The following is an 18310-nucleotide window of genomic DNA, read 5'->3' as shown; positions in this document are numbered from 1 at the left end:
ACCAAACGGGGTCAAGCCCACACCTCGGGCGTCATGGTGAAGGCCTACAACGACTGGCACATCGAGGATTGGTGCGGTGCACATCCGGACCGCTTCATCCCGATGGGGATCCTGCCGCTGTGGGATGCGCAGCAGTCGGCCGATGAGGTGCGCAGGCTGGCGTCGCTGGGGTGCCGTGCGGTCACCGTCCCACAACACATCGCCAACTACGGGCAGCCGCCCTGGCAGGACCCACACTGGGATGTGATGTGGGAAGCCGTCTGCGAGAACAACACCGTCGTCAACATCCACATCGGTACCGGCGGCGGCCTGCCCGTGCCCTCGGACCAGACCAGCTACCTCGCCTACAACTCCATGTTGGCGTTGGACACCGGTCGATTCACCGCGGACCTGTTGTTCTCGCGGGTGGTCAAGGAGTTCCCGACGATCACGTTCGCGCTGTCCGAAGGTGGCATAGGCTGGATTCCGTTTCTGCTCGAGCGCTTCGAGGACGTCTACAGCCGGCAGCGGGCCTGGACCGGCGACGATCTCGGTGAAGGGCTCACCCCCACCGACGTGTTTCGCAGGAACTTCCTGTCATGCTTCATCCGCGACCGCGTCGGTATCGAGAACCGCCATCGTATCGGACTCGAAAACATCTGTTGGGAAATGGATTATCCGCATTCGGACTCGAGCTGGCCGGATGCTCCCGAACAGCTCGCCGCGGAGCTGCAGGGGTGCTCCGATGACGAGATCGAGGCCATCAGCTGGCGCAATGCCGCCCGCGCCTTCGGCTACAGCGGGGTCGAGCGGTTGGGGCGGGAGAACTGCACCGTGGCTGCGCTGCGCAGCAGAGTGGCGGGCAAGGGCCTGTCAACGCCGAAGGTGGCCGTCGATCGCATCCCCAAACCAGGGGTGCACGCGCTCACCTACGGAGAAATGAAGGCCAGGATGGCCACGATCATGACGGGCGGTCGCTCCTCCTCCTGAGCGCCGCGAGATGATTCCGACTGACAGTGCCGGCGTGCCGGCCTGATCGGTCGAGGCTGTGCGGATCGGCGTTTCGACAGCGTCATTTCGGGGAAACAAGATCGCCATGAAACGTGCGCAGGTGCTGATGATGTCCATGCTGGCCACGGCCGCCGTCCTCAGTGGATGTTCCCAGGTCGAGGAGGTCACCAATCAGGGTGGCGATACCACCTGCGAGGACTTCCTGGCTGCTGACGAGGCATCGCAGAACGAGTCGATCACCAAGATGCTGACCGACGAGGGCAAGAACGAGCCCGCCAACGCGGAGCTGGCCGGGACGCGCGTGTCGATCACCACCTACTGCCAGACGGTCGGTACGCCGGAGAGCACCATCAAGGAAGCGCCGCACCTCTGACCGACGGCGGTCGACACATTTCGTAGCGGCCCGGACGGCTGGCGCGCGACTCGGCTAAGCCAACTCCGGCGCCGGCTGGGGGAGCGGGTGGGCGCCTTCGGGCCGCAATCCGTCGAAGATGATGGCCAGATACCGCTTCCACAGCAGCGGCTCCGGGGCGGCGAGGTTCTCGACGACATGGACCGGGGCGCACATCAGCAGGAAGACGTCGGTTTCGGTGACGTCGGAGCGGATCGCTCCTGACTGATGTGCGCGGCCGACCAGAGTTCCCAAGGCCGAGTGCAATTCGTCGCGGACCTCGTTGACCCGTGGGTCGCTCTCGCTGGCTGACTGCAGGAACGTCAGATCGTGCTGTTGTCGTTGATCGGCGGCGATGGTCAGGAACTCCAGCAGCGCGGTTCCGGGGTCGGCCGCGTCGGAGAGTCTCCGAGCGGCTTCGGTCAGCGCTGCGATGTGCGCGCAGACGATGGAGGCGATCAGGTCCTCCTTGGTGGCGAAGTGGCGGAACACCGTGCCCTTGGCGACGCCTGCTCTGCGCGCGATGTCGGCCACCGAGGCTGACAGGCCCCTTTCGGCGAACTCCTGCTCGGCGGCAGCCAGCAACGACTCGCGATTGCGCGCGGCGTCCGCGCGGACTGTCGGAGTCGAATTCACCCGCCCAGGCTACCAAGTTGACCGCATGGTCATCTTGTGGCAGCTTTGGCTTCGCAAGGTGACCGGATGGTCACTTTCGTTCTGTCGACCAGGTGGGAGGACTCATGGACCTGTACGGAGCTACGGCGCTGGTCACCGGGGCGAACCGGGGCATCGGGTGGCATTTCGCGCACGAACTGCTCCGCCGGGGAGCCAAGGTCTACGCCGGCGCGCGGCGGCCGGAACTCGTGGACATCCCCGGGGTCGAGGTGATTGCCCTCGACATCACTGACCAGGCGTCGGTCGCTGCGGCCGCCGCCCGTGCCGCGGATGTCGACTTGCTCATCAACAACGCGGCCGACACCGCGGGAGGCGACCTCGTCACCGGCGATCTGGCAGGCATCAGGTCCACCATGGAGTCCAACTACTTCGGCACGCTGTCCATGGTTCGAGCCTTCGCCCCGATACTCGCCCGTAACGGCGGCGGCGCCATTCTCAACGTGCTGTCCGTCGCGGCCTGGAACACCGTGTCGGGCAACACTGCTTATGCTGCAGCCAAATCCGCCGAATGGGGCCTGACCAACGGGGTCCGCCTCGAATTGCAGGGACAGGGCACGCTGGTGACCGCGTTGATGCCCGGATTGATCGGTACCCCAACGCTGTTCGAGTTCGCCGAACGCAACGGTATCGAATTCCCCGACGGTGTCGTCCTCGATCCTGCCGATCTGGTCACGCTGGCGCTCGACGGACTGCAAGCCGGTGACATCGAAATATTGGACCCGATGGCCGTGGCGGCCAAAGCTGCGTTGAGCGGCCCTCCGCGGGAGTTCAGCCTGTAGGCGCCCCGAGACGGGCATCGACGTCCCGACTCGGCATCCGCGCCGAAGCGGCGCCGGAAGCAGGCCCACTCTCGAGCCAGACCGACCCGACGGCCAGTCGATAGGATGAATCGAGTCCCCTGGACAGTTGCTGAGAACAATGCGGCCGCGGACACCCGGGGCGAATCGACTTTTGAGGAACAGAGCCATGCCGGCCACCTGGCTGACCGAAAACGGGTTGGCGCTCCACGGTGCCGCCTGGCGTCGACGCCGCGTGTTCCTTCTCCTCGGATTTCCGCTGGTCCTGTTGGCCGCGGTGTACGTCACGGACCTGATCGTCACCTCGGGCAAAGTCCCTCGCGGGGTCACCGCTGCCGGTGTGCCGCTCGGCGGGCTGGCGCCGGACGAGGCCGAGGATCGACTCCGGGACGTCGTCGGCCCGCGGTCCGAGGAGCCCATCCCCGTGACGGTGGGCGCACTGGACACCGAGGTGACGCCACGCTCGATCGATCTTCAGGTCGATGCGCGCGCAACGGTTGCTCAAGCCGGCGGGCAGCCGCTGAACCCGATCACCCGGCTCACGTCGTTCTTCGTCGACACCCCGGTGGGCGTCGTCTCGTCGGTGGACGATCAGGCCCTGACCGCCACCTTGGAGGTTCTCGCCGCCGACGTCGCCGAGGACCCGGTCGAAGGGTCGATCGACTTCGTCGACGGCGAACCGGTAGCGGCCGACCCGGAGAGCGGGCAACGACTCGATGTCGACGCCGCGGCGGGTGTGCTCATCCGGGATTGGGCACTGGGCGGGATCGTCAATCTGCCGATGGCGGAACTCGAACCGAGCACCACCGCTGCGGACGTCGACGCTGCCCTGCGCGACGTCGCGACACCCGCGGTCTCGGCGCCTGTCATCGTCGACGCCGAGAACGACACGCGGGCGATCCTTTCCGAGCAGACGATTGCTTCGGCGTTGGGGTTCGAGGTCGAGGGTGGGCGACTGGAACCGATGATCGACACCACGATCGTGGTGGACGCGCTCCGCCCACAGCTCGAGGCGTCCGAGGTCCCGGGCCGCAACGCCGATATCGACTTCACGGTGAGTCCGCCGGCCAAGACTCCCGAACAGGCGGCCCGCCGCGTCGACTACGACGCCACCCTGGAGAATCTCCTCCCGGTGCTCGCCAGTGACGACGACCGCGAACTCGACGCGGTCTACGTCACTGAACCGGCCACGTTCACGATGGTCGAACTCGACGGGCTCGGCCCGATCGGCGTCATCGGCGAATTCGAGACAAGTGGTTTCGCCAGTGATTCGGGCAAGAACATCAGGCGTGCCGCCGAACAGATCGACGGGATCGTGGTCGGGCCGGGAGAGACGTTCAGCCTCAACGAGGCAACCAACCCGCGCAACGCCGCGGCCGGGTATGTCGAGGCGGGAATCATCCGCAACGGCAGGCCCGCACGCGGTGTCGGCGGCGGGGTCTCGCAGTTGGCGACCACCCTGTTCAACGCCGCGTACTTCGCCGGAATGGAAGACGTCGAGCACCACGAGCACAGTTACTACATCAGCCGATATCCGGCCGGCCGGGAGGCCACGGTGTTCGGCGACGTGCTCGATGTGAAGTTCCGCAACGACGGCCCCACGTCGGTGCAGATCCAGACGGACTGGACGCCCAGTTCCGTCACCGTCCGCCTCGTCGGGATCAAACGCTACGAGGTGACGTCCTCGCAGAGCTCGCGCAGCCGTCCGACCAGCCCGCAGACCATCACGATCCCCGCCGGTGAGGCGTGCAGCGCCAGCGGCGGCGCGTCGGGGTTCACCATCACCGACACCCGAACCCTGCGCGACATCGTCACCGGGGAGACGACAACGGAGTCACACACCGTGACCTATGACCCCATCCCGCGGGTGATCTGCGGCGGTTGAGGAAGCCCGCTGATCACACCAAGGCAGCGGAACACGTCCACCGTCGCGGCCCGACAGCGTCAATTCCCTGCGCGGAGGCGGGTGTTGGTGGTCGCACCGGCAACGGGCGTCAGGCCGGCCGTTGAGGAGAGCGGTCCCTGGCTTGCAGCCCGATGGAGAAGGCGGCGAGGTCTTCCACGTTCATGGGGTTGCGTCCGGTCAGCTCGTGGATCCGCCCCAATCGGTGACGCACGGTGTTGGTGTGCAGGAACAGCTCGCGCGCAGTGTCCATCACCGATCCGTTGTTGGACAGGAAAGTCCGCAGCGTTCTGATGTGTTGCGTGCCACGGTCGCGGTCGATCTCCTCGAGAGGGTCGATGAGCTGATTCTTGAACGGAGCCAAACGGTTTGCCGGAAGTCCTTCGAGCAGACTGCTCAGCGTGCTGAGCTGATCCGGCCCGATACTGCCGCCGTGCTGGCGCGCCATCTCCAGGGCGATACGCGCTTGGACGATGGCCGAGCCCAGGTCGACCAGGGGTGTCGCGGCGGAATGTCCCGACGGAAGTGACAGCTCGGAGGCCACCCGACGAAGGTCGTCGGCGACGTCGGTGACCACCAGGCACACCTCGGGTGCGTCGCCGACCAGCGCGTCGGGAAATGCCAGGGACAACACTGCACCTGCTCCCGCGGGCCAGGCCGAACACGCCAGCTCTGGCGCCGCGAGCCCTGGCCACGCCACCAGCTGGTTGAGAGCATCCGGGAGCAGCATCCGGCGCTCCACCAGGGACAACAGCTGACCGACCCGCTCGCGCGACAGCGCCGCCTCGATGTCGCGATCACCTTGGGCTGCCTGAGCGAAGCGGGCGATCACCTCCAGCACCGCCCGCTCAGGGGGGTCGTCCCGTCCCACCCACACCAGGACCCCCAGTCCTTCCACGGTGACCAACCCGTCGGCACTGTCCCGATCGAGGATGAAGTAGCCGCCCAACACCTGTCCCGCGCGGTCGAGCAACTGACGTACCGATTCGCCGCGGCGCTGCGCCGAGAGCAGCTCAGGGACAAGGGTGTTGGTTGCGCGGGCGGCCGCGATCTCGTCACCCATGCGGGAATCGGCGATGAATCGACCGAGCGCGGCGAAGGGCACCTCGAGCGGCGCGACCAGCAGGGGCAGCTGGTGTTCGCGGCACTGCTCGAGCAGATCGCCCGGCACGTCGTCATGAACGTCACCGACCCCGAAACACAGCCCGGACACGCCTGCGCCGCGCAACGAACCGACGAAGTCCCGGCAGTCCTGCGCACTGCGCAGGCTGATCCCCACCGTGCACACCAGTTCCCCGCCGCGCAGGTAGCGCGACGGGTCGCGCAGTTCCGTGGTGTGCGCCCAGCTGACGGGCTGGTCGAGGTCGCCGGTGCCCGGCTCCGCTTCGACCAGGCCGGGCACGGAGCCGAGGACGTCGCGCAGCGTGGGATTCGGCATCAGCCGAGCGTAACGCCGACGAAACGCGGATGGCCTGCCGAGGTTGTGCGATCGCACAATGCCAGTGCTCCCCGGTGGTGCTTTTGCGGCGTCTTCGTGCCGAAGACTGGCACCATGCGGAGCTGGCGTTGATAGTTCGTCCAACCACGTCTTGAGGAGTTGTGATGTCAGCATCTGACGCCAACGGGGCGAACGTGCTGCGGCGGGAGTTCTCGCTGTGGTCGGCATTCGCGTTCGCCTTCGCCTTCATCTCGCCGATAGTGGCGCTCTACGGGATCTTCGGCCTGGCTCTGGCCGCGGCCGGCCCCAGCTTCTGGTGGGGCTTTGGTCTGGTCTTCGCCGGACAGTTCCTGGTCGCGCTGGTTTTCGCGGTGCTGGTGTCGCGCTGGCCGCTGGAAGGGTCGATATATCAATGGTCACGCCGCCTGCTGGGCACCACCTACGGGTGGCTGGCGGGCTGGGTGTACATGTGGACGCTGGTCATCGCGATGGCGACGGTGGCCCTCGGGGCGGCAGGATTCGTGGCCAACATCGCCGGGGTGGAAGCGCCGTCGGGTGGGTTGCGGGCTGTGATCGCGCTCTTCATTCTCATCGGCGGTACCGCGATCAATCTGATCGGGCGCGGTGCGCTGAAGATATTCATGACGGCGAGCATCGTGGCTGAAGTGATCGGCTCGCTCGGATTGGGCACCTGGCTGCTGCTGTTCCATCGGCAGAACTCGATCTCGGTGCTGTTCGACGGTGGTGGCACAGACATGAGCACCTGGGCCTACCTCAACGGCCCGTTCCTGTTGGCGGTGGTGTTCATCGGCTTCTCTTTCGTGGGCTTCGAGAGCGCCGGCGCGATCGCCGAGGAAGTGCACGAGCCGCAGCGCGACCTACCGAAGGCCGTGTTGTTCTCACTGACCTTCATCGCGCTGGTGGTGGCCTACTCCAGCCTGGCGATCATCCTGGCGATTCCCGACCTCGACGCCGTGACTGCCGGCACCGTGGCCGATCCGGTCTACGAAACCCTCACCACCGCATTGGGTCACGGCATCGCCAAACCTGTCGAGATGCTGTTCGTCATCGGCTTCGTCGCCAGTTTCCTGGCACTGCAGACCTCGGCGTCGCGGGTGATCTGGGCATACGCCCGCGATGGCGCGCTGCCCGGCGCCACCGCGTTGGCGCGACTGAGCGGCACCGCCCGGATTCCGGTGCTGGCCATCCTGGTGACGACAGTCGCGGGAGGGGCGCTGTTTCTGCTCAGCACAGTGGCCGGAGACATCTACTCGCTGATGGTCAACTTCACCACGGGCGGGTTCTATCTCGCCTTCCTGTTCCCGGTCATCGGTTTCGTCGTGGTGCTGGCACGGCGCAAGTGGACAGACGGAAAGTTCTCGCTGGGCAAGGCAACGGCTCCGGTGGCGGTGGCCGCCGCGGTCTGGGCGGTACTGCAGATGCTGAACATCTCCTGGCCGCGGGCCGTGTACGAGCAGCGTTACCTGGACTGGTCGGTCTGGATCGGGGTCGCGGTGTTGCTGGTCGTCGGTCTGGCGATCCTGCTCGGCTTGCGCCGCCGCATCGTCGGCACCGAGGTTTCCGTCGAACCGGAGTCGGCGGATGCCTGAGGCGCCGGTAGCCATCGTCACCGGTGGTGCCAGCGGGATCGGCGCGGCCACCGTCTCGGCGCTACGAGGTCGTGGATACCGCGTGGGCGCGCTGGACCTCAGTGACCGGGCAGACGCCGATCACGCTGTGGCGGTCGATGTTTCCGACGGTGCCGCAGTGACCGGTGCCGTCGCCGAGATCGAGCGCAGGCTGGGACCGATCGTGGCACTGGTGACGTCGGCGGGACACTATGAGATGGCGCCAGTGGGCGAGATCAGTGTTCAGGCGTGGCGACGCATGCTGCGTGTGCACCTGGGTGGCTTCTTCAACGCCTCTCGGGCGTGTCTACCCGGGATGTTGCGGCGCCGCTCGGGGGCCATCGTGGCGGTCGCCAGTGAACTCGCTGTCGGCGGCGGAGAACATGACGCGCACTACGCAGCAGCAAAGGGGACGATCCTCGGGCTGGCGCGCAGCCTGGCGGTCGAGGTCGCGGGAAGCGGCGTCCGAGTCAACGTCGTCGCACCGGGCCCCACCGACACTCCGCTGCTGGCAGCGGACTCGCCCTGGCGTGCAGAAGATTATCTGGCCACGCTGCCGCTGCGCCGGCTCACTGCACCCGCCGAAGTGGCCCGCTGTGTGGAATACCTCGTCTGCGATGCGACCTTCAGCACCGGCGATGTGGTGAACGTGAATGCGGGGGCGGTCATATGAGCTCACTGGAGGGCCGGGTCGCACTGGTGACCGGTGCGGCACAGGGAATGGGAGCCGCCCACGCGCGCAGGCTGGCCGCCGCAGGGGCGACAGTGGCGGTCAACGACATACGGGCCAGTGGCGCGCTGAGTGAACTGGCCGACGAGATCAGCGGCGTCGCGGTCCCCGGTGATGTGTCCGAACCGGAGGTCTGCACCCGGATCGCCGATGCCGTCGCGGCGGCCACCGGTCGGCTGGACGTGCTGGTGGCCAACCATGCCTACATGACCATGGCACCGATGCTGCAGCACGACGAACGGGACTGGTGGCGCGTCGTCGACACCAACCTCGGCGGCACGTTCCATCTGGTGCAGGCCGTTCTGCCGCACATGCGCAGAGCGGGTGAGGGGCGGATCGTGGTCATCACCAGTGAATGGGGTGTGACCGGCTGGCCTGACGCCACCGCGTACGCCGCGTCCAAGGCGGGACTCATCTCGCTGGTCAAGACGTTGGGCCGAGAGCTCGCGCCGGAACGGATCATCGTCAACGCCGTGGCGCCCGGCGTGATCGACACCCCACAACTGCAGGTCGACGCCGACGCGGCCGGGACGGACCTGGCCTCGATCCAGGCACATTACGCCGAGACGATCCCACTGGCCCGACTCGGAACGTCCGGCGAGATCTCTGCAGCGGTCGAACTGCTGGCTGACTTTTCCATGGAAGCGGTTGTCGGCCAGGTGATCTCCTGTAACGGTGGGACGACGAGGAGCAGGGTATGACCGAGCGGTATGTGACGACGCAGACGGGAAAGATTGGTCAGGTAGACGCCCGGGTGGTGCCGCGTTACGCGGGCTTGGCCACCTTCGCTCGGCTCCCGCAGCGGCACGAGGTGGCTGATCACGACATCGCCGTGATCGGAGTTCCGTTCGACAGCGGGGTCACCTATCGGCCCGGCGCGCGGTTCGGTCCCGCCGCCATTCGACAGGCTTCCAGGCTGCTCAAGCCGTACCACCCTGCGCTCGACATCACCCCGTTCGCGCAGGCCCAGGTGGTCGACGCCGGTGACGTCTCGGCCAATCCGTTCGACATCTCCGAGGCAGTGACGCAGATCCGGGACGCGGTGGCCGGACTGCTCGTACGTCCGGAGCAACGGGTGGTGTTGCTCGGCGGCGACCACACGATTGCGCTTCCCGCACTGCAGGCCGTCAACCAGGTGCACGGGCCCGTGGCCCTGATTCATTTCGACGCGCACCTCGACACCTGGGACACCTATTTCGGAGCACCGTGTACACACGGCACCCCGTTTCGCCGCGCCGCCGAGCAGGGGCTGCTGGTCAAAGACCGCTCCGCCCACGTCGGCATCCGGGGATCGCTGTACGACCGGGCGGACCTGCTCGAGGACGAGGCGATGGGGTTCACGGTGGTGCACTGTCGCGATATCGACCGAATCGGGATCGACGGTGTCATCGACCGCATCCTGACCCGCGTCGGGGACCACCCCGTGTACGTGTCGATCGACATCGACGTCCTGGACCCCGCCTTCGCGCCGGGCACCGGAACACCGGAGATCGGTGGTATGACCAGCCGTGAACTGGTCGCCGTGCTGCGTGCGCTCCGTACTCTCCGCATCGTCGGGGCCGACGTCGTGGAGGTCGCTCCCGCCTACGACAACGGTGAGGTGACCGCCGTCGCAGCCGCCAATCTCGCGTATGAACTGGTTACTCTGATGGCTGATGACTTCTGATCTCCGTTGGCCCGGCGGCAAGTCGGCCGCGGCGGCCTTCACGTTCGACGTGGACGCCGAGTCAGCGGTGCTGTGGGGCAATGATGCCGTCGCGGCGCGGATGAGCGTCATGTCCCATCAGGCCTACGGGCCGCTTGTCGGGCTACCGCGGATTCTCGAACTCCTGGACACACACCAGATTCCGGCGACCTTCTTCGTCCCTGGGCACACCGCACATCGGTACCCCGCCGCCGTGCGTCGTATCGTCGAAGCCGGACACGAGATCGCCCACCACGGATACCTGCACGAACAACCGACCGCGCTGACCCTGGCCCAGGAGATCGAGGCGCTCGACCGGGGTTTGCAAGCACTGGCCGAGGTGGCCGGTGTCCGGCCGGTCGGCTACCGCGCACCGATGTGGGATCTGTCCTGGCGTACGCCAGAACTGCTGGTCGAGCGAGGGTTTCTCTACGACTCCAGTTTGATGGACGCCGACCATCCTTACGAGCTCGCGGTGGGGGACGGCTCGGTGGTGGAGATACCCATCCAATGGGCGCTCGACGACTGGGAGCAGTATTGCTATCTGCCGGACATCGCCGGCAGTGGATTGATCGAAAGCCCCCGCAAAGCGCGGGAATTGTGGCAGCTGGAGTTCGACGCACTGCGTGCTGCCCGCGCGTGTTGGGTGCTCACCAACCATCCGTTTCTGTCCGGGCGCGCCTCGCGCGCCGCCGAACTCGGTGACCTGATGCGCTACGTCGTCGGCCACGACGACGTATGGACCACCAATCTCGGCGCCATCGCCGAACATGTCCGGACGCTGCACCTGCCGCCCCGCACCATCACCCGCCCGGGCCCAGCGTGACGTGCCGCATCGCCCGAGCCCGCGTCCCGGTGCGATCACACCGCCGCGTAGCGTCGCTCCGGCCGTCCGACCCCGTACTGCAGCCGCAACTGCAGGGCACCGGCACTGAGATAATGCTCGAGGTAGCGCCGCGCGCTGACCCGTGAAATACCCACGATGTCAGCGCATTCCGCGGCGGACACTTCACCGACGCGGCGGGCCGCCGCCAGCACGAGCTCGCCTGTTTCGGCGCTGAGCCCCTTGGGCAGGACTTCGTGCTGCCGCGTCGCGCCGGGGCTGCCGAACAACGAGTCGATGGTGGACTGGTCCACGGCGGGACCGGCTTCCAGCGCGTCGGCGCGCGCCGCGTAGGCGGCCAACTTCGCCTGCAGCTGGGCGAACTCGAACGGCTTGGTCAGATAGTCTGCGGCCCCGCCGTGCAGCGCGCCCCTGACCGTGTCGAGTTCACGGGCCGCGGTGATCATGATGACCCCGACACCCTCACCGGCGGCGCGCAGAGTCTGCAGCACGTCCAATCCGGTCATGTCCGGTAGGTACACATCCAGCAGGATCAACTCCGGATGGTGATCGCGCACCGCGTCCAGCGCCTCGCGCCCGGTGCGGGCCACCCCGACGACACGGAAACCGTCGACGCGTTCGACGAAGCGCCGGTGGATCTCGGCGACCATGAAGTCGTCGTCGACGACGAGAACGTCACGCATGCGCGCCCACCCGGGCCCTCGGCAGCCGCACTGCGAACACCGCACCACCGCCCGGCCGGTCTGATACCTCCACCGAGCCGCCGTGCTGAGCGGTGACCATCCGCACCAGGGCCAGACCGATGCCCCGCCCGCCGGCGACCTCCGGTTTCGATGTGACGCCGCGGGCGAAGATGCTGTCGCGCAGGTGCGACGGAACGCCGGGCCCGGTGTCGGACACCGAGATCTCCAGCCCCGTGGTGTCGCAAACCCGCACGGTGACGGTGGGCTGCGCGGAACCGACGGACACATCCACGGCATTGTCGACGAGATTGCCCAGCACGGTGATGACATCGGTGGCCAGACCCGGTTCCAGCGGTGACAGGTGGGCGTCCTCGGCGATCTGCAACGACACCCCGCTCTCGGCGGCCAGCGTTGTTTTCGCGATCAACAGGGCGGCGACCGCGGGGTCGGAGATATGCCGTGTCACAGCATCATTGATCGCGGCCCGGCGCTGAGTGAGCTCGTCGACGAACGCGCGGACCGCGTCGTACTCGCCGAGTTGCACGAGGCCGGAGATGGTGTGCAGCTGGTTGGAGAACTCGTGGGTCTGTGCGCGCAGCGTGTCGGTCGCGCTCTTGTGCGAGGACAACTGAGCCTGCAGGGCAGCGAGTTCGGTGCTGTCACGCATCGTGGTCACGGTACCGATGTCCTGGCCTGCGCTGGTCGCTGATCGCCGGTTGAGGGCAAGCACCCGTGCGCGGGTCGCGATCACGACGTCGCGGTCGTCCTCGCCGGCGAGCAGGAAGTCCACCACGGCGCTTTCGAGTCCGACCGAATCGACGCGCTCGCCGACCGCCGAGTCCGGCAGCCCGAGCAGTTCCTGAGCGCTGTCGTTGAGCACGGTGATGACGCCGTCGTTGTTGACCGCGACCACACCCTCGCGAATGCTGTGCAGCAACGCCTCACGGTGGTCGGCCAAGCCGGCGATCTCGGCGATCTCCAGCCCGCGGGTGTGGCGTTTGATCCGGCGGGACAGCAGCCAGGACGCCACCATGCCCAGCGCCGCGCCCAGACCGAGATAGAGCAACAGCCGTTCCCCGGCCCCGCTCAGCAGAGCCCACCACGACGGGTACGGCTCACTGACCGACACGATCGCCAGCACCCGTCCGTCCGACGCCAGGATCGGAACCTGGGCCAGCAGGCTACGAACGCCGCCCACCTCGGCGTCACCGAACCATGCCCGCCCGGTCTCGGCCGCCCCCACCCGCGTGCGCTCGCCGAGCCGCGACGGGTCCGACGAGGCGCGTACCAGGCCGTCCGGGCCGAGGATCTCCGCCAATTCGGCGCCGGACAGCGCGACCGCACGGTCGACTTCGGGCGCCAATGCCTGCGCGGCGAACGGGTCGGCGTAACGGTCCCGCACCACCGGCGTGGAGGCGAGGTTCTCGGCGGTGGCGAGCATCCGCGCTCCGCGCACGTCACGGAATTCGTTGGTCGACTGCGCGACCGAGACGACGGCCACCGCGCCGAGCACGACAACGACGACCAACAGCTGGAAGGCCAGGAACTGGCCGGCCAGGCTCCTCCTGCCGAAGGTGCGCACCGCCTCCGACCACCGTCCACTCACCCCGCGACACGTCCTTCTCGTCAGTGACCCAGCTCACGCTTGTGACCAGTATTGCGTAGCATCGTGCTGCCTCGACAAGGACTGATGTGACAAGACTGCTTGCTCTGACCGCGACCGTGGTGCTGGCGGTATCCCTGACGGGTGGGTGCGGCGCGGCCGACGACAACACCCCCGGCCTGTACAGCCTGCGCATGATGGTGCCCAACAGTCCCGGCGGCGGCTACGACCTCACGGCGCGCACTGCCGTCAGGATCATGGAGGACGAGGACATCACCGGTCGCGTGGAGGTGTTCAACGTCATCGGCGACAGCGGCGCGGTCGCGATGGCGCGCCTGATGAACGAAGTGGGCAACGACGACCTGATGATGACCATGGGCCTGGGTGTGGTGGGGGCGACGTACACATTCGACACGGGTGTCCGGGCGTCCGACGCGACCGCGCTGGCAAAGCTGATCGAGGATCCCGGTGCCATCGTCGTCCCCACGGATTCCCCGTTCGCCACGGTCGGCGACTTCGTGGCCTCGTGGCGGGCGGACCCGACCGCGGTGACGATCGGAGGAGGCTCCGCCCCGGGCGGCCCCGACCATCTGTTCGCGATGCGCCTGGCCGAAGCCGTCGGAATCGATCCGGTGTCGGTCGACTACGTCACCCACGACGGCGGCGGAGACCTGTTGGCCGCACTGTTCAGCGACGAGGTCAGCGTCAGCACCTCCAGTCCGGGGGAGTTCCTCGCCCAGATCGACGCCGGTCAACTGCGGGTGCTCGCGGTGTCCAGCGATGAGCCGGTCCCGGGAATCGACGCGCCGACGTTGCGGGCTTCCGGCATCGGGCTGACTTTCGCGAACTGGCGCGGAGTGCTTGCCCCACCGGGCATCTCGGCATCGTCCCGGGAGTCGATGATCCGGTTGCTGACCGAGCTGCACGACAGCGGTCGTTGGCAGGAGGCGCTGCGGGACAACGGGTGGACCGACTCGTTCGTCACCGGCGCCGAGTTCGAACGCTTCCTCGACGAGCAGGACGACCGCGTTTCCACCACCTTGACCCGGCTGGGCCTGATCTGACTCACCTGACCCCGGAGCCGGCCTCGGACTCGGACTCCTGCAACTCGGAGCGGACCCGCACCTTGTTGTAGACACTGACGCCGATGACGATGAGCAGCAACGTGTACAGCGTGATCGTGATGGGTGTGCTCACCAGCGTCAACGGGTTGTTCTGCGAGTTGTTCATCGCCGAACGCAGCGACGACTCGGCCAGCGGGCCCAGGATCACCGCGATCAGCACCGGTGCGATCGGCACGCCGTAGCGGCGCATCGCGAACGCGATCAGGCCGAGGATCAGCATGAACACCACGTCGATCATCGCCGCACTGGCCGCATAGACGCCGAAGCAGGCGAACATCGCGATGCCGGCGTACAGATACTCCTTGGGAATGGTGAGCAGCTTGGCCCACAGCGGGGCGAACGGCAGGTTGAGCACCAGCAGCACGACCATGCCGATGATCAGGCTGGCCAGCAGCGCCCACACCAACTCTGCGTTGCGGGTGAACAGCAGCGGGCCGGGTTGGATGCCGTACTGCTGGAAGGCCGCCAGCAGCAGGGCTGCGGTCGCCGAGGTCGGCAGACCCAGCGCCAGCAGCGCACCCATCGCGGTACCGGCGGTCGAGTTTCCTGCGGCTTCCGGCGCGGCCACACCGCGGATCGCGCCGGTGCCGAACAGCGGCCTGCGTCGACGCCCGTCGAGGCGTTTCTCCAGACCGTAGGCCAGAAATGTCGGGACCTCGGCGCCCCCGGCGGGGATGACACCGAACGGCACGCCGATCGCGGTGCCGCGCAACCACGCCGGCAACGCGTCGCGGTACTCGGCGCGCGACAGGAACGGCCGCCCGGTCGACGGGGTGAAGCTGCGGTCGTCGGGACGCCCGATCCGCGAGGCCACGTAGATGACCTCGCCCACCGCGAGCATGGACACCGTGATGACGACGATGCTCACCCCGTCGAACAGCGCGACGCTGCCGAACGTGAATCGCTGTGAGCCGCTGACCTGATCGGTGCCGATCATCGCCAGCACGAGCCCGATCAGCAGCGCTGCCAGGCCTTTGAGTACCGACTCCGACACCACCGCGGAGGTGGCGATGAACGCGAACACCGCGAGGGCGAAGTATTCTCCGGGGCCGAACTCGGTGGCCCAGTCGGCCAGGGCCGGCGCGAAGAACACCACCAGGACGGTGGCGATCATGCCGCCGATGAACGCGCCGATGGCCGAGGTGGCCAGCGCCTGCGCGCCACGTCCCCGCCGCGCCATCCGGTGTCCCTCGATCGACCCGGCGATGGCCGTCGAGTTGCCCGGCGTGTTCATCAGGATGCCGGCGATCGCGTCACCGAAGAGCCCGCCGAAGTAGATGCCGGCGAACATCACCAGTGCGGCAAGGGGATCCAGGGTGAAGGTGATGGGCAGCAGCAGCGCCACCGCCATCGAGGAGCCCAGACCGGGGAGCACACCGACCGCGGTGCCGATCAGCGCCCCGATGAGCACGTACATCAGATTGGTCGGCGTCAGGACATCGCCGAAACCGCCGAGGAGACCTACCAGTGCATCCATCAGAACATTCCCATGACGCCGGGCGGCAGGCTCAGGCCGAGCAGGCCGCTGAAGATGATTTGCATGACCGACGAGGCCGCCAGCCCGATCAAGATATTGGGGACGTAGCGGGTGCTGCCCAGGCCGACGGTGACGCCCCAGAACACCGCGGCGCCGGCGATGATCCAGCCGGCCGGCACCAACAGCACCGCGAAGGCCACGAAGGCTCCGATGGTGATGCCGGTGGAGCGCCAGTTGCTGGACAGCTCAGCCTCGGGCACCTCGGGATTGCGGATGATGCTGACGGCCAGCAGTACCGCGACCACGAAGCAGAAACCGGCGGTGATCGCCGGGAAGGATCTGGGCCCGAACAACTCCGAGTCGTCGGCCAGTTCCATGTCGATGATGCCGAAGATCAGCAGGAACCCGAGTGCGACCAGCAGGCCGGGCATGACCAGTGCACTCTTACCGGACCAGAAGGTGCGTGTGTGGCCGGTGTCCGGCGCGGTGTCGCGTTGGTCGTTGATCGTCATGCCAGCCCCAGATCTCGAAGAATGGTCGCTATCCGTTCCTGTTCGGTGCGCAGGAAGGCGCCGAACTCGTCACCGGTCAGGAAGGATTCGTCCCAGCGGTTGCGGTCGACGGCGCTGCGCCACTGCTCGGTGGCCACCATCTCGGTGACGATGTCGATGAGTTCCTGTTGTTCGCCCGGGTCGAGACCGGGTGGGGCGACATAACCGCGCCAGTTGACCAGGTCCACCTCGGGATAACCGGCCTCCTCGGCGGTGGGTGCCTCCAGCCCCTCGAGGCGCTGCGGCGCCACCACCATCAGCGGGCGGAGTCGGCCTTCGATGAGCAGGTCGCGAAAGTCGTTGTAGCCGCTGATACCGACGCTGGGGGTGCCGGGGGCGGTGGAGAGCAGGTTGATGGTGAGCTCGCCCCCACCGGCGTAGGCCGCATAGCGGATCTGGGCCGGATCGACGCCGGCGGCCAGCGCCAGCTGTGCGGCGACCATGTGGTCGATGCCGCCGGCGGATCCACCGCCGATGGGCAGCGCCGCGGGGTCGGCCCGCCATGCCTGCAGGAAGTCGTCGATGGTCCGGAACGGCGAATCCGCCTGCACGGTGATGACTTCGAAGTCCTCGGCGAGGCGCGCCACCGGCGTCATGGTGGACAGGTCGACGGGGGAGTCGTTGCGGATGATGCCGCCGAGCATCACGGTTCCGGTGACCATCATCGTGGTGGGGTCACTGTCGAGCCGGGACAGTTGGCTCAGGCCGATGGTTCCGGCGGCGCCCGGGACGTTGACCACCTGCACGTTGTTGACGATCCCGTCGCTGCGCAGGGCCTGCTGTGACTCCCGCGCTACGAGGTCCCAGCCGCCGCCGGCAGCGGCCGGCGCGATGAGTGTGAGTTTCGCGCGGGCGTTGGCTCCGGCGCCGGTTCGGCTGGCGTCGATGCCGGCGGCCACCACCAGAGCGCCGACGCAGAGGAGGGCAACCGTCCAGCGCAGCGCTGCTTTGATCTGCACCTTCGTTCCTTTCGGTGTGTTCTGTGCAGATCATCACGCACTGATGTGACCCAAGTCACTCTTGTGGCCGTAATGGAGGTTGTGGTCGTTGTGGTCGCGTCAAGCACTCATGCGATTGCGGCCCCCACCAGATGACCGATCGCGTAGGTGATCGTCAACGCCAGCCCACCGCCGATGAGGTTGCGCAGTACGGCCCGCTGCTTCGGGGCGCCACCCAGGGCCGCGGACACGGCTCCGGTGATCACCAACGCCACCAGGACGGCGACCACGGTGACGGGGACCCGCCACGTGGTCGGGGGCACAAGGATGGCGATCAGGGGCAGCAGCGCGCCGACCGTGAACGCCAGCGCCGACGACAGCGCCGCCTGCCACGGATTCGTCAGCTCGCCCGGGGTGATGCCGAGTTCGATCTCGGCGTGCGCGGAGAAGGCGTCGCGCGCCGTGAGCTCCTCGGCGACGGTGCGCGCGGTGCGGCGCGTCAGCCCCTTGCCTTCGTAGAGCGCGGCCAGCTCGTCGAGTTCGGCGTCGGGGTCCTCCCGGAGCTCTCGGCGTTCCTTGCTCAGTAGTGCCTTCTCGGTGTCGCGCTGGGTGCTGACAGAGACGTATTCGCCCAACGCCATCGACACCGCCCCGGCGGCGAGGCCGGCGATGCCCGCGGTCAGGATCGGGCCGCGCTCGGCGGTCGCCGCGGCCACGCCGACCACGATGCCTGCGGTCGACACGATGCCGTCGTTGGCGCCGAGAACCCCGGCGCGCAGCCAGTTGAGTTTGGCGGCCACGGAGCCGGTGTGCGGCTCGGCCGGATGGGACGGTGTGGTCACGGCGTCACGGTA

18 protein-coding genes are annotated in these 18310 nt (G+C 67.4%); 10 read left to right on the top strand and 8 right to left on the bottom strand.

What is annotated here, in order from left to right:
* The coding region (locus tag J3476_RS25035) for an amidohydrolase family protein (protein WP_207069002.1) at positions 1-969 on the top strand (969 nt) is incomplete at its 5' end.
* A 106-nt stretch (positions 970-1075) separates the two neighbouring features.
* Positions 1076-1363, top strand: coding sequence for a hypothetical protein (locus J3476_RS25030; protein WP_207069001.1), 288 nt, complete (start codon positions 1076-1078; stop codon positions 1361-1363).
* Between the two features lie 54 nt (positions 1364-1417).
* On the opposite strand, the gene J3476_RS25025 is transcribed toward J3476_RS25030, so the two are convergent.
* Positions 1418-2017: a TetR/AcrR family transcriptional regulator gene (locus J3476_RS25025; protein ID WP_207069000.1), complete on the bottom strand. Its 600-nt coding sequence runs from the start codon at positions 2015-2017 to the stop codon at positions 1418-1420.
* 104 nt (positions 2018-2121) lie between these two features.
* Here J3476_RS25025 and J3476_RS25020 point away from each other — a divergent pair, with 104 nt between their 5' ends.
* The gene (locus J3476_RS25020) at positions 2122-2835 is read left to right on the top strand and encodes an SDR family NAD(P)-dependent oxidoreductase (RefSeq protein ID WP_207068999.1); all 714 of its coding nucleotides are present in this window, start codon (positions 2122-2124) and stop codon (positions 2833-2835) included.
* 187 nt (positions 2836-3022) lie between these two features.
* Entirely contained in the window at positions 3023-4738 is a 1716-nt protein-coding gene (locus J3476_RS25015; RefSeq protein WP_207068998.1) for a VanW family protein, read from the top strand.
* Between the two features lie 109 nt (positions 4739-4847).
* On the opposite strand, the gene J3476_RS25010 is transcribed toward J3476_RS25015, so the two are convergent.
* Positions 4848-6194, bottom strand: coding sequence for a PucR family transcriptional regulator (locus J3476_RS25010; protein ID WP_207068997.1), 1347 nt, complete (start codon positions 6192-6194; stop codon positions 4848-4850).
* Between the two features lie 164 nt (positions 6195-6358).
* Between J3476_RS25010 and J3476_RS25005 the strand changes: the two genes are divergently transcribed.
* Genes J3476_RS25005 through J3476_RS24985 form a run of 5 tightly spaced genes read left to right on the top strand, consistent with a single transcriptional unit; the run spans position 6359 to position 11062 of the window.
* Positions 6359-7804: an APC family permease gene (locus tag J3476_RS25005; protein WP_207068996.1), complete on the top strand. Its 1446-nt coding sequence runs from the start codon at positions 6359-6361 to the stop codon at positions 7802-7804.
* A complete protein-coding gene (locus J3476_RS25000) occupies positions 7797-8495 on the top strand; it encodes an SDR family NAD(P)-dependent oxidoreductase (protein WP_207068995.1) in 699 nt (232 codons plus the stop codon). Before J3476_RS25005 ends, J3476_RS25000 begins: the two co-directional genes overlap by 8 nt.
* A complete protein-coding gene (locus J3476_RS24995; protein ID WP_207068994.1) occupies positions 8492-9253 on the top strand; it encodes an SDR family NAD(P)-dependent oxidoreductase in 762 nt (253 codons plus the stop codon). Before J3476_RS25000 ends, J3476_RS24995 begins: the two co-directional genes overlap by 4 nt.
* Entirely contained in the window at positions 9250-10218 is a 969-nt protein-coding gene (gene speB / locus J3476_RS24990; protein ID WP_207068993.1) for an agmatinase, read from the top strand. The genes J3476_RS24995 and speB overlap by 4 nt, the downstream gene beginning before the upstream one ends.
* Positions 10208-11062 carry a polysaccharide deacetylase gene (locus J3476_RS24985; RefSeq protein WP_207068992.1) on the top strand — a complete coding sequence of 285 codons (855 nt, stop codon included), beginning with the start codon at positions 10208-10210 and terminating at the stop codon, positions 11060-11062. Before speB ends, J3476_RS24985 begins: the two co-directional genes overlap by 11 nt.
* A 35-nt stretch (positions 11063-11097) precedes the next feature.
* Here J3476_RS24985 and J3476_RS24980 read toward each other — a convergent pair whose 3' ends face one another.
* Both J3476_RS24980 and J3476_RS24975 read right to left on the bottom strand, forming a co-directional pair.
* A complete protein-coding gene (locus J3476_RS24980) occupies positions 11098-11763 on the bottom strand; it encodes a response regulator (RefSeq protein WP_207068991.1) in 666 nt (221 codons plus the stop codon).
* Positions 11756-13369: an ATP-binding protein gene (locus J3476_RS24975; RefSeq protein ID WP_207068990.1), complete on the bottom strand. Its 1614-nt coding sequence runs from the start codon at positions 13367-13369 to the stop codon at positions 11756-11758. Before J3476_RS24975 ends, J3476_RS24980 begins: the two co-directional genes overlap by 8 nt.
* A 95-nt stretch (positions 13370-13464) precedes the next feature.
* Between J3476_RS24975 and J3476_RS24970 the strand changes: the two genes are divergently transcribed.
* A complete protein-coding gene (locus J3476_RS24970) occupies positions 13465-14430 on the top strand; it encodes a tripartite tricarboxylate transporter substrate binding protein (RefSeq protein ID WP_286183697.1) in 966 nt (321 codons plus the stop codon).
* Position 14431: 1 nt separating this feature from the next.
* Here J3476_RS24970 and J3476_RS24965 read toward each other — a convergent pair whose 3' ends face one another.
* From J3476_RS24965 to J3476_RS24950, 4 genes are all read right to left on the bottom strand, one after another.
* On the bottom strand, positions 14432-15967 hold the full coding sequence (locus J3476_RS24965) for a tripartite tricarboxylate transporter permease (RefSeq protein ID WP_207068989.1): 1536 nt from the start codon (positions 15965-15967) through the stop codon (positions 14432-14434).
* Positions 15967-16479 (bottom strand): tripartite tricarboxylate transporter TctB family protein, encoded by a 513-nt coding sequence (locus tag J3476_RS24960; protein ID WP_207068988.1) that lies wholly within the window; start codon positions 16477-16479, stop codon positions 15967-15969. Before J3476_RS24960 ends, J3476_RS24965 begins: the two co-directional genes overlap by 1 nt.
* The gene (locus J3476_RS24955; protein WP_207068987.1) at positions 16476-17477 is read right to left on the bottom strand and encodes a tripartite tricarboxylate transporter substrate binding protein; all 1002 of its coding nucleotides are present in this window, start codon (positions 17475-17477) and stop codon (positions 16476-16478) included. The genes J3476_RS24960 and J3476_RS24955 overlap by 4 nt, the downstream gene beginning before the upstream one ends.
* Before the next feature lie 107 nt (positions 17478-17584).
* The gene (locus J3476_RS24950; protein WP_207068986.1) at positions 17585-18298 is read right to left on the bottom strand and encodes a VIT family protein; all 714 of its coding nucleotides are present in this window, start codon (positions 18296-18298) and stop codon (positions 17585-17587) included.
* Positions 18299-18310: the final 12 nt, after the last annotated feature.

Source organism: Mycobacterium sp. PO1 (genome assembly GCF_017312405.1).
Lineage (GTDB): Bacteria > Actinomycetota > Actinomycetes > Mycobacteriales > Mycobacteriaceae > Mycobacterium.
This window is presented reverse-complemented; position numbering and strand designations above follow the sequence as displayed.